Origin of the sequence: Candidatus Erwinia dacicola, from assembly GCF_001756855.1 — a bacterium.
GTDB lineage: Bacteria > Pseudomonadota > Gammaproteobacteria > Enterobacterales > Enterobacteriaceae > Erwinia > Erwinia dacicola.
The window spans coordinates 1-11,984 of record NZ_MAYS01000134.1; the positions used below are offsets into that span (position 1 = coordinate 1).

The window sequence follows — 11,984 nt, forward strand, 5'->3', positions numbered from 1 at the left end:
TCCACGCGGGCCGCATCAATCAGCGGGGAGATACGCCCCAGCTTCTCTTTTGCCAGGCTGGCAAGCAGCGTGGCTTTGTCTGAGTCTTCACTTTCAACGCCACCGGACGCCAGCAGACTCTGCTCCCATCCGTCAGACTGCCTGCCCGCTTCTTCCTCCAGCTTTTGACGGGTATCCAGCAGGTTTTGCACGGTGGCCTGTTTCGCTTTCAGCAGGCCGTATGCCTCATCAAATTCGAGGCGCACTGTCGCGGCGTTCTCTGCCAGTCTGGTAAGTTCGGGTGTCATTTTCATAGTCCTGATTCCTGATGTAATACAGTTACCACGGCACGCACTCTGCCTGCCGGTATGGCCTTTATGGTTCACCAGAATCAGAAAGGATGTCGCGCTGCTTTAGTTGTCAGTGGAAGGGGACACCAAAAACTGTATTACAGTACCAATAATTCTCCGAATAATGAGTTCAGATAAGTGGAGAGGATAAATATCAGTGTATAGCCCGATAAGAAATGGCAAATCAATTCTTCGTACAGTCAGAGTCCCCCACGAACTGGACGAACAAATCCGCAGACTGTGCGAACAGCATTCGCTCAGCTATTCAGGGTGTGTGATAAGACTGGCCCGGCAGGGCATGGAGCAGGCGTTAAACAGCAGTGCTGGCCGTTATCAGAGTCTGGATACCCTGATAAGTGACGTGCTGGCAGGTAATGCGAGGGAAGGATAACACCCCGCCCGTAACGGGCGGGGGAACGGCACACATTGACGCTTCAATCTCCCGCCGCAGGCGGAAGCGTCGCCGGTGCGTCACGACTACTGACCCGGCGTTCAAAGGCGTTCAGGGTGGTAAAGCTCTCACTGCATTCCAGATTCTGGCACTGATGATACTGGCGTATGGTATGATCGCTCAGGCGGCGACTGGTACGGGTGCGGGCCATAGCGCCGCAGAAGGGACAACGAAACATGATGATAGCTCCCCTGTGGGAGTTGAACTCGCCGATATTATGATTCAGGCAGGGCATGACAACAACATCCGGCCTGCAATAAAAATCTTTGCAGCAATCCATTCAAAATTATTCACCAGCCCACACGCCCCGTGCAGGGAGGTTCCTCCAGCCTGCGGGCAGTCCGTGGAAAAATAATTTCATCTTCATTCAACGCGTGTAAGCCACTGTGAGGGGCGCAGCCTCAATTACGAGGCCGGGCATGATTCGCGTTCTGAAATGCGCCCCACAATACGGACAATGATTCTGACTGCAAAATATTACTGGCTCACCGTCTCGCGCCCCGTCGCGTGGGCTGTTCCCCCGTCACCTGCGCGCGACATTCACCTCATTTTTCGTGCATCTGGCGATCCGGCCTCAGCAAGCGCCAGCGGCGGGCGGAAAGGGCATAAACACCATCAAAAAAATTGTGCAAATTTGTGCACTATTGTGCAGTGCCAGAAACCGGGAGAATCAGGCTAAAAAGCCACAAAATTGCACCCGTCGCGGAGGCTGTAATACAGGCTGAAATAAACACCTATGAGTGACGCAGAAGGCCACCACCCATAAAGAATTTTCATCCGTGGTTGTTAATAAAACATTAACAGGAAAAGAGCTTTTTTTCTCAAAAACCAGGGGAAGTCACGGAAGCGAGTTACAACGGTTACAGCCACAAAGAAAATCACTTAATCATATGATTTTAATCAATTAATTTTGTAACCCTTGAGAGGTTACAAAAAGTCCCATAAAAGTTACACCCAATAAAATCAGACAGTTAAGATTTAAAATTGTAACCTGAGATAAGGTTACAGAGTAACCCGATCGTAACCCGGTTGTAACTTTTTGGATTTAGATAAAATGATATATAATTCAATATAATAGTTCTTTATCTTTACTTTGTAACTTTTGTAACCCGTTTCCGATACCCCCCCTCAAATTCTGGAAAATCCACCATTCTTTAATTAAAGGATTCTTTTCTGTTAAAAGTTTGGTCATTTCGCCAGTTGTCCAGTGATAGCCCCACTCCGGCAAATATTGCCATTTATGGCGGTGCCGGCCATACATCGAGTACAGTCATTTTTAACCGTGCTGCAGGAAAGTCAGAAACGACAGTGCCAGCTGAGGGCAAATACAAAACAGCCTGAAAATGGGGCAATACTTCTACGCTGCGGAGGAAAGGGGTAAACCGGCCAATCGGCCGGTCATTCAGAGGCTGATACCGCCTGAGAAAGGATTAAGCAAGACGGCATGTTGCAGATAGTCAGGCGCTACATGCGCATAAACCATTGTCTGCTGGATACTGGCGTGGCCAAGAATTTGTTGTAAGGCGATAATATTGCCCCCGTTCATCATGAACCAGCTTGCGAACGTATGCCGGAGCACATGCGTGGCCTGCCCGCGTGGTAAATCGGGCTTAACCTCTCTGAGCCGTTCACAGAAGTTTTCATAATCAACCCGGAACAGCGGCCCGGTGTCACTGGTCTTGATCTCACTCTCCAGTTCTTCCGATATCGGCACTATTCTCCGTTTCCCGTTTTTGGTCTTGAGGAACGTCACGCGCCCGTGATTAACCTGCTCACCCCGTAGCGTGCTGCCTTCGCCCCAGCGTGCGCCTGTACTGAGGCACAACAGTGCTACGCGCCGATCGTCGCCGGTCAACGTTTCCAGCAATCTGCCGATCTCTGATTTGGTTAGATAGGTCATGGCTGGGGGTGTTTCTTTCAGTGGTTCAAGCCCCTTGCAGGGGTTTTCCTTACTGAACTCTTCCATTTTGATCAAAGTGCTGAACATGCCGGAAAGCCGGTATATATCGCGGTTGATCGTGGCTGCGCTTATCCCATCTTCAAGCCGCTGGCTACGGTGCTGTGCAATCGTGCGTTTGCTCAACCGATTAACAGCCGGATCCCCCAGCGCCCTGATCGTCTTATTCAGGTGCCGCTTTTCTGTTTCGCCGTTTTCCTGCGTCTGACCGTACGGCAGGCACCAGGTGTTTAACAACTCGCTTAAGGTTCGGCGATCAACACTCGCGCCCAGCCACTCTTTTTTTCGGCATTCGCCATGACATAGCGCTCAAAGAGCACAGCCTCCTGTTTCCTGTCAAATATCCTGCGAAAGCGCTTACCGCTGCGTCCTCTGGCATAGATATCGACTTCATAATGCCCGTCAGTCCGTTTTTTTATGGTCATATTACTGTCCCTCTGCTACTGAGCGCCCGGCACTTTGAAAATCCAGCATTTCACCTGCTCAGGCTCTTTCGGGCCAGCTTCGCCACGCCCCTGATTTGCCAGCTCGGAAACCTTACTCCTTACCGTCTTCTGGCCTGTACATGGCCGCATACGCCCGCTTTTCAGGTAATCCTGGATCTCTTTCGCCGGAGGGATATTGACACGCTGCATAGCAGCCACACGCATCAGGTGAGGGAAGTTAATGGCGATCTCGTCGCGATTATCTTTCCCAAAATGATTGACGCCAAAACGCTCCAGGCTATTAAGATAATCAAAGGCATCCCAGAACTCGCGGACAACGGGAATGTCGGCTTCCAGGGATTTAACCCGTTCCACGGCCATCACGGTAAGCTGTTCGCAGGTGCGATCGAGACGCTCTGCCGGGATATCCAGAACGCAGGCCAGCGCCCTCACACAACCAATCATCTGGACATGGTTTTTGGCGATACGGATATGACGAATATCAGGGTGCTGTTCCAGTCTGATTTTTTCGGCCTCAAAGACTTCCTGCACAACAGACAGTATCTCACCTTCCCGGCATACCGCCCGGATCATGAAGCCAGATGCCTGATCAACTGGCAGGCGCTCAAGGCGCTCAGCCGCCGCTCTGGTCAGTGAAGACTGGCACCGTTTATCCGTAAAAATATGAATAATGCGCTCCAGTACCGCTGGGGAGGCGTTAACAGTGGCGTTTTGCGCAATGACAATACTCCCCCTGAATGGTGGATCTCTGGTTTCGTTGTTATTGGCCTTAACACCCAGCACCCGCAAGCCTCGCCCGTTATATAGTGGTTTCAGTTCATCGAAATCAAATCCCCGCAGCTTCTTTGTGTCCTGAGCGCGATCGCCTTCAAGCAACACGACAGGCAGGTTTGCCACCTGAGCAAAATTGCGATAAATGCCAGCAACGGAACCTTTTGAGGGGTCAATACCTTCGTAACTGTCCCGGCCACAGAGCCGCCAGAGAAAATCAATAAGCGTTGATTTTCCTGTTCCCGGCTCACCGATAATTTCCAGAAAGGGAAAGCTGGCCTGCTGTTCACGTATCTGTTCAGCGAAGAATGTTCCCAGCCAGAATGCCAGCGCGATATAGCCATTTTCACCAAAGGCCGTCCAGATATCATCAACCCAGCCGAATGAAAGGGAATTTTCATCCGGGTTAATATTGATTACCGGAGAGCGGCTCAGAGTCTTGATATTCATCCCGCTGATCTCAAAGTAATCCTCACTGTTCAGCGAATAAACTTTGCCGTTATGTATCGCCTGCGTATTAAATATCCATGCCTTCCAGTCCCTGTTATATCCAATAAAATCCTGTGTTTTTACCTCTTTAATCCTTGGCAGATCCTTTTTAATCAGGCCGTCAAGCTGCTGGCTGGTTCCGGTATAAAGAGCGCCTTTTGCCACATGGAGAAGACATTTTTTAAATTCAGAGGCCGAAGAAATCTGCGCTGCGGTAAAGGAGTCTTTCACTGCGGGCGTATTTCCGGGGAAGGCAATACGGAAATAGTACCAGGACTCGTCAGTCACTTCTGAACGCATAAAATACAGCGGTGTCGGATTGCAGTTAGCAATCTCCTTAATTGCGCCAGACTCCTTGAGTGCAACACTCCGGGCCTCACGCTCATCATGAATATTACGTTCCCCCATAATGCGCTCTACCGCTCTCATATGGCGCTCAATATCCAGCTTAAACCAGTACACGCTGTTCCCGTATTCAAAGTGAAATTCAGGGCGTTCATTATGTTCAAACATGCGAAGCGCCTTATCCCTGGCGCTCTCGGCCAGAAGTAGATCACCGTAATAGCGATATACTTTCTGGTGGCGTTTTGTTAACTTGCCGGTCAGGTGATGATCGTTCCAGTCGGCTTTACTGCTGCCTTGCGCCGGAAGTGCGGCAACGGCTTTCCAGCCTTGTTCACGACTCCGGGCCACATGTCGGCGTATAGCAGACTCCCCTGCTTTACCGTTATCGAGCGCCCAGACGAGAAACGGCTTTTCTTTGCCCTGGTATAGTTCAGCAAGCGCTTTAAGCGCAGCTTCCGGGTAGTTACCAGCAGTCATAATAGAAACGGCCGGAGTATCATTCTGATAAAGGCTCACGGCATCAAAAATACCTTCCGTGATCCATAGCTGCTTTATATCAGTCAAATCAAGTGACGGGGGCATCCACCACATGCCAGCGTAGCCACCATGGAAATTAGCCTTACGGTCAAAGCGCTCCGGCCGGTCTATGATGCGCTCCCACCACGCCCCCGCACCCAGCGAAAAGCGAACAGTGGCACTTCCTGCGCCGCTTTTATGCCAGCTTTCCTGTGTGTACCACCCGCGCATTAATTCTGTATCAAGTCCTCTGGCTTCGCGTAAATATGCATCCGCTGCGGCGGCTGGGTTTTCCGGCGAACTCTCGTAGCGATCTGACCATGAGCAGAACAGATCCGAATAAATCTCTTTAACATGCAGGCTGGCCCCGCAATTATTTTCCCGGCCACATCTAATTACCCAGGGGTTTTCAATACTGGTAAACAATTCCTTGTTACTGCATTCTGGGCATACCCCATAGCGCAGATAGCCATTCTCTTCTTTGAAATGGTAATCACGGATAAGCCGTTGTATAATGTCCGGGCGAAAATCTTTTCTGTGCATATAAAATCCTTAAGCGCCGCTCGCTACGGCGCTTTTGTTTAATTGTTTATTTTTGTGACGCGCTTACATTCATAAAGCTGTGACATATCCCCATATCCTTCACCTCCTGTAAAACGTCCGAAACATCCTCGCTGATATAGCTTAAAATATCCGGTATCCATAAGAGTGGCATCGCGTTAGCTTCACACTGGCGAATATGTAAATGCATCTGGAATGCGACATTCTTCGCGCGATTCAGTTTGTGATAACTCTCAATGCTGAGGTGAGACGGATTAATATTCTGAACATTATTACTTGTTTTCATGGCGCAATCCTCTTTCGACGGATGAAGGCATCCCCCGAAAATTATTTCGGTTTAAACTGACTAAGATTAAATACGGTTTATCAGTGCAGCTTACTGCTATAAGCCGTGGTTATTTCCAGCACCTTTAACGCTTTAAAATGCGTTAATCCTTCCCAGCGTAACTGAGCCGTAGCCCGGATTATTGCATCATCGCGATTAAGCGCCTCAACCGTCACCTGTGCGCTGCGCGTATAACCTTTACGCGTCACCGCATAACCGGAAACCACAAACGTTTTATTACGGGTTACTTTACCACGGAAGATATCAGCCACGTTTCACCTTCCTTACCGTTACGGTGTACTCGTTATCATCGGCATATTCCCCATGACAGGTAATATCTTCAACTATCTTCCGGGTTTCCTTCATCGCCTTTCCGGCTGATTTATATCCCCGTGCGCTCTCATAAGTTAAAGTTTCGCCCGTAATAACGTTATTGCAGGTAATGAAAAGTTTATACATTTCCGGCCTCCGCAATTTTCACAATACATTCATGCGTTACGGTGCCGGTGGCATTCTTATGGATATACGCCATTTTCTGCGCGTCATTCAATGCAGCTTCGCGGGTTTTATAGCGGCCATTGTGAACCAGTTCTCGCCGGTCACCAGCTTCGTGATTAATCAGGGTGATAAGCAGTTTAAACATGAGCCACCTCACGAACAGGCAGACGGCCAGCAAAGGAGGCAACAAAATCACGCGCTATGGTGCGTCGTGCGCTCATGAAATCAGGGGCGGTGACTTCCTCGCGGTGGGGTCTAGCCAACACGTCAGAACGGCGTACAGCGAGAAAAAGCCAGACAAACTGAGGATGTGAGTGAACCGGTGTAGTAGCCATAATAGCAACCTCCGAGATATAGCAAACATTGCTATCGCCGGAGTTCCTATGCTCACTAATGGCGATAGCCCAGACGGGGGTAGGAATACCGGCTATCTCGGAAACCGGCCAGCCCGAAAGCTGCCCCGCCTGAGCTACCATTGACATGGTGGAGTGATGCGTTACCTGTTCATGCCCTGCGATAACGTGCCCGGAATGAACGCACCACGCCATAATCTGGCGCTCTGTGGCGTTGGTTGCGACGTAAAAAAAGACGCATGGCGCGTCTGTCGTCGCCGAGATATTACACGGGTTCCTACGCCCGGTTGCCAAGTGAGTGGCAACGTCTGGATTCTGCGATCCATCGGGCGCAGTTGTCAAACGGTATTTCCTATTATTTTTTGCGTAGGTCATAATGACCTCGGTTTAGTACTTAATCCATGTGGTTGCTGGCCCGTCTGTTCTCGCAGATGGGCTTTTTTATTGAGCGTTTGATGCTTTCATGCAGCAGAACCAGCGGCTAACCTCTTTTGTTTTTCTTTTGTTCGCTGATAAGGGTTGTTTACGTTATTGATTGCTGGCGGGTTTCTAACCCACCAAAGCACATCACTTAACAGCCAGGTACAAGAGTTTCGCCCTAAGTGCTGCCGCCCTGGAAAAGCCCCTTGCTGCTCTAGCTCCCAACGCCTGGAGCGTGAAAGAGTGGTCATTTCCTTGCATTTATCCTCCCTAATCCTCTGCTCGCACTCAAAGCCATACTCAGCAAGAATTGCTCGGCGTTGTTCGGGGGTTGGTGGGGTGAATTCGCGTTGTAACATGTGTCCTCCTACGTCCTAGAGATTTCGGAGGCTATTTTTCGTTGTTACCGCTGAGTGGGCAAGTAAGAGAGGGCTTATTACGCCGGAGCTTTAGCTTATTGAGTCTTATACTAACCTGTCGGTTTATCGAGAACCATTCCTTAACCCCAGCCACCTTGCAACCGTTTCACCATCAAATTTATGATTATGGAATTCTTGTGTTTGCCTCGCTTCGGCGGAAAGAATTTCAGCAAGTTTGCTGGGTTTATTTATGTATTCCGGATAATGTTTTACAATGAGTAGCCTAAGCACATTCCTTAAAGGAGAAGATATTCTTTCTTTAACGGTAAGGTTTTTACTTTGATTGAACCCTCCCCCGCTATAATTTACATTCTTCATCCACAAATGCATATTTGAAGATAAATACCTTGCGTACTTCTTATGCATTTCTACACCATCTTGCATTGACTTTCGAATCGCCAAGAAATCATTTTTAAAAATGAACAAATCATTCAATGAAAACTCAATATCTTCTTTTGTAAGAAGTGATAATGATAAGTTGCTTTCAGGCATTGTAACTATGTTGTAGTAATCCTCACCATTACATGAAAAAAATTTAGGATCTAGTTTAAAATTATTAAAAAACTCAACATCCAATGCAAAAAAGCCTGAACCTCTGACATAGGTCGCATTATCAATTTTCACTAAATTATTCTTGGCAAAAAAATCATTGTCGAAATCACTCGAACCAAAATAATCCGATTGCATTATATGACAGAAATCCTCACTAACAATTCTATCATTCATATAATTCAAATAAGAGAAAAACCTTGATAAGTGAAGATCTGATAAAATCAAATTATCCCCACCATTAGCGTAAATATACTTCAAACCTTTATGTATAACTGCGACTTTCTCATCAAAATAAATCTGATAGCCATCATCTGAGCTATCAGCATTATCTTCAGAAGAGTATTCAACATATCTCTTTTCAATATCATCCAATCGCGCTTGAAATTCGGGGCCTTTGAATATCACATCAAAATCAATACCGCATAAAGAGTCATCAATATCAACACCCAATAAAATACCAACAGCTTGATCTAATTTTATATTCAATCGAATGCAGCCTATCATAGCCCAATGTACTAAATCATCAAAAGTACACCCTAAAAGCTCTGACGCTCTCTCGATGGTATAATATTCTCTCAAAGGCAGTGACATAATTCCTCCTATTATTTGTTACCAGAGTTAAGTAAGGCAACGTTATCAAGATTGCCAGAAATAATTTCTAGCCTCTCATACCAAATATTTAATGCATTCAGCTTTTCAGGAAGATAAAGACTCTTATTGTATACAGCCATAACTCCGGGCAAAGCATGACCTAGCAATAGCTCTACAATATGTGGGGCCACACCTAAATTATTTAATCCAGTAGAAAACGTTCTACGTATATCGTGTAATGTCCACGGTTCATTATGATGAAATTCTTTATAAAGTCTCCGGCCTTTCAGAGATACCGACTGGCGGGTTCGTGCGCATCCCAATAAATACCCTGTTTTACCTGTCTCACGCTTCAACTCTGTAAGCCACGGACGAATACATTCAGGAATTGATCTGACTATTTTTTCACGGGTTTTACTGTGCTCTTTCGGCACAGTCCAAATCCATGATGAAAAATCCCACTCACTCCAGTTTGATAATCTGGCTTCCATTGTTCGGGCACTAAATAAAATAAGAATCTTTAATAAGCGCGGATAATAATCTCGCTGGCGGTTGTTATAAGTAAAACGCCATAAATCCGCCAGTTCGGAATCTGTAAGAACCCTGTCACGCCTGCCTGATGGCTCACCCACATCCTGAATCGTAAGAATAGCCAGCGCATCGCTGGATGCATAGCGACGAACTTTACAGAAGCGCAGCGCCTGTTTTGAAATCTGGAACATTCTCCCGGCCGTTTTGGGTTGTTTTTCATTAATTTCATCGAAACACCCAACCCAATGACGAGTTTCACACCGAGCCAGAGGGTAACGCCCAAGACGGGGATAAATTTGCTTACGGAGTTGTGCCCTTATGAGTTCTTCATCACTGCGTTTGCGCCGGGCGTAATTCACTAACCAATATTCCAGGGCATCTTGCACCGTTACCGGCTTCAATGTTTCTTCTGTGCTCAACTCAAGCTCAGTTTTTGGATCAAAACCTCCGGCAAGCCACTGACGGCATTGCTCTCGTTTATCTCTCCCCATTTTCAAAGACATATCGGGATAGCGACCTAATGTCATTCGCTCCAGACGGCTACCCCGCCCACCAAGCCTGTAAGAATAAACCCAGCTTAATTGACCAAGTTTAGAAGCCCTGACACTTAACCCCTCACCATCAGCAAGCATGATCGGCGATGGGCGTTCAACCCCCAGAAGGGATTTTAGCTTCTTATCGCTTAGTTTGTTCGTACCCGCCATAGACCTAAACCTAGTTTGATTGATACACCGATTGATATACAAGTTGGTGAACGAACCAGAAAACACAGGAACATAATAAACAAAGGGGGCGGATTGTACCCTACTACCCAATAGACCTTCCAAGCCAAAGCGTCCTTTTTTGCCAAAAAAAAGAGCTGCATCTCGCAGCTCTCTGTTAATTAAGGCGTCAACTATCACTGCCAATGAATGTCATCAATCAGGCAACCGGCCTCATATCTTTCCACCATATAGGCTTCATTCCACGACTCATAAACCGCCAGACAATTAAATTCTGGCTCATTCTTCGCCAGCGTTCTGCCGCCTCCTTTCAGGAAGTACAGGGAAAGATTTCGCAGGGACGTTACCAGTACCGCGTTGTCCGGGAAATGCGGCACAGGAACGGCGGGAAGTCCGCCCAGCATTGGGTTGTTCAGCAGGATCTGATTGACCAGCATTTCCTTGTTTGGCTGATTGGGTGCCACGGCATTCACAAGCGGATACTCTTTGTTGAAAAGGGTATTCATGCTGCATACCGACACCAGATCCATACGGTATTGCGGAGTAATGGCTGACTGCCAGCCATCCAGTACAAGGGCGTCAACGGTGCCGTAATCGCCGTGCGAGATGATCCGCCCGTCTTCGTTGCGTCCTGCAACTGAAAGCCCGCTGATAACCCTCTTCGGCGCTTCCTGGCGGTACTTTTCCAGCCAGCCCACGCCGCAATCCTGACGCTTCGGATACTTTTCGGGGCTGGACAGGTAGGCGTAGTGCGTACCGTTAAAACCGATTAACAGGCGATCGAGGTTGCGCTGTTGATCGACCGTCGCCTTAGCCAGTTCCGGGTAATTTTCAAGATGCGCCCACGCATCCAGTTCGTCATATGAAATGCAGGTGTCAAAGTTGACCTTCTGGCACTGGTAGCGGTGGGGTTTCAGTGCGGCCCCTGTCTGTGGATTCCGGCGCGTACTGCCATTGCTAACATAGGCCAGCGATCCACCTGAACCCACCATCACGCTTTCCCCTTCGGCGTCTTTCACGGGGGTGACGTTAATCCGGGTCAGAAATTCCGCGCTGTAGTTCGCCGCCAGCGCCCCGGACTGCACCGGGGACGGGTTGGTACTACTGTGATTGATTGACACGAAGTCTGACGTAAGCTCGATGGAGCCGCTTTCTTTGTTGGTCAGGGCTTCAATGACGCGGGTTACAACCGTCGCCATTGCGCGGGGTTTCTCGCCGGCCAGCATGACCGGCTGCGGCATACCTGTTGTTTTGTTCATGCCTTTATCTCCCACCATATCAGCCCATTCCCTTGCAAGGTTCCCGGCCATCGGCAAGCGCACGCATTTTCTCCGGGTCATTACGTGCCATCGCCATCTGTGCGCCTGACGGAGAGCGGCGCATGATATTACGCATGTTTTCCGGGAATGACCCCGGCCAGAGATGAAGCGCATTTTCGCTGTCGTCGGCTACCGCTGCCAGATAGTCACGGGCGGGAGTGAGGTTATTCTCGCGGGTGATATCCCTGACCAGCGAGCCAAGCAGGTTATCGAAGTCATGGGCGGGGAGCGGGGAAAGCGCAAACAGACCGCGCACAATCACCAGCGAGTCGCGCAGGCTGTTCAGCAGGGCTTCACACTCCGGCTGAATGAGCGCGGTACTCAGTTCACGCCAGGCAAAATCATAGCGTCTGGCCTTATCAGCCGCGTCATAACGCAGCTTAAGCACT

Annotated in this window: 13 protein-coding genes and 1 pseudogene; all 14 read right to left on the reverse strand. The window is 48.6% G+C overall.

Translation table 11 applies throughout. The annotated features are described in order from the left end of the window. The coding region (locus tag BBW68_RS04080; RefSeq protein WP_148127530.1) for a hypothetical protein at positions 1-287 on the reverse strand (287 nt) is incomplete at its 3' end. A 476-nt stretch (positions 288-763) separates the two neighbouring features. Continuing rightward, entirely contained in the window at positions 764-958 is a 195-nt protein-coding gene (locus BBW68_RS15695) for an Ogr/Delta-like zinc finger protein (protein ID WP_078003530.1), read from the reverse strand. Between the two features lie 1,224 nt (positions 959-2,182). After that, positions 2,183-3,162: pseudogene (locus tag BBW68_RS04095) on the reverse strand (phage integrase). 15 nt (positions 3,163-3,177) lie between these two features. Then, on the reverse strand, positions 3,178-5,847 hold the full coding sequence (locus BBW68_RS04105) for a toprim domain-containing protein (RefSeq protein WP_070134117.1): 2,670 nt from the start codon (positions 5,845-5,847) through the stop codon (positions 3,178-3,180). Positions 5,848-5,893: 46 nt separating this feature from the next. Further along, the gene (locus tag BBW68_RS04110) at positions 5,894-6,151 is read right to left on the reverse strand and encodes a derepression protein (protein WP_070134118.1); all 258 of its coding nucleotides are present in this window, start codon (positions 6,149-6,151) and stop codon (positions 5,894-5,896) included. 80 nt (positions 6,152-6,231) lie between these two features. Further along, on the reverse strand, positions 6,232-6,462 hold the full coding sequence (locus BBW68_RS04115) for a hypothetical protein (protein ID WP_070134119.1): 231 nt from the start codon (positions 6,460-6,462) through the stop codon (positions 6,232-6,234). Continuing rightward, the gene (locus tag BBW68_RS04120) at positions 6,455-6,649 is read right to left on the reverse strand and encodes a hypothetical protein (protein ID WP_070134120.1); all 195 of its coding nucleotides are present in this window, start codon (positions 6,647-6,649) and stop codon (positions 6,455-6,457) included. Before BBW68_RS04120 ends, BBW68_RS04115 begins: the two co-directional genes overlap by 8 nt. Next, on the reverse strand, positions 6,642-6,833 hold the full coding sequence (locus tag BBW68_RS04125; protein WP_070134121.1) for a hypothetical protein: 192 nt from the start codon (positions 6,831-6,833) through the stop codon (positions 6,642-6,644). Before BBW68_RS04125 ends, BBW68_RS04120 begins: the two co-directional genes overlap by 8 nt. Continuing rightward, complete coding sequence (locus BBW68_RS15705; protein ID WP_186821267.1) at positions 6,826-7,383, reverse strand: host cell division inhibitor Icd-like protein; 558 nt, start codon at positions 7,381-7,383, stop codon at positions 6,826-6,828. Before BBW68_RS15705 ends, BBW68_RS04125 begins: the two co-directional genes overlap by 8 nt. 119 nt (positions 7,384-7,502) lie before the next feature. After that, positions 7,503-7,820 carry a helix-turn-helix transcriptional regulator gene (locus BBW68_RS15710; RefSeq protein ID WP_083264793.1) on the reverse strand — a complete coding sequence of 106 codons (318 nt, stop codon included), beginning with the start codon at positions 7,818-7,820 and terminating at the stop codon, positions 7,503-7,505. A gap of 123 nt (positions 7,821-7,943) precedes the next feature. Next, complete coding sequence (locus tag BBW68_RS04130) at positions 7,944-9,023, reverse strand: hypothetical protein (RefSeq protein ID WP_070134122.1); 1,080 nt, start codon at positions 9,021-9,023, stop codon at positions 7,944-7,946. 11 nt (positions 9,024-9,034) lie between these two features. Beyond that, positions 9,035-10,258, reverse strand: a complete 1,224-nt coding sequence (locus tag BBW68_RS04135) for a tyrosine-type recombinase/integrase (protein WP_070134125.1) — start codon at positions 10,256-10,258, stop codon at positions 9,035-9,037. A 194-nt stretch (positions 10,259-10,452) separates the two neighbouring features. Then, on the reverse strand, positions 10,453-11,535 hold the full coding sequence (locus BBW68_RS04140; RefSeq protein WP_186821268.1) for a P2 family phage major capsid protein: 1,083 nt from the start codon (positions 11,533-11,535) through the stop codon (positions 10,453-10,455). 19 nt (positions 11,536-11,554) lie between these two features. Beyond that, a partial coding sequence (locus tag BBW68_RS18710) for a hypothetical protein (protein ID WP_186821269.1) occupies positions 11,555-11,984 on the reverse strand: 430 nt, incomplete at its 5' end.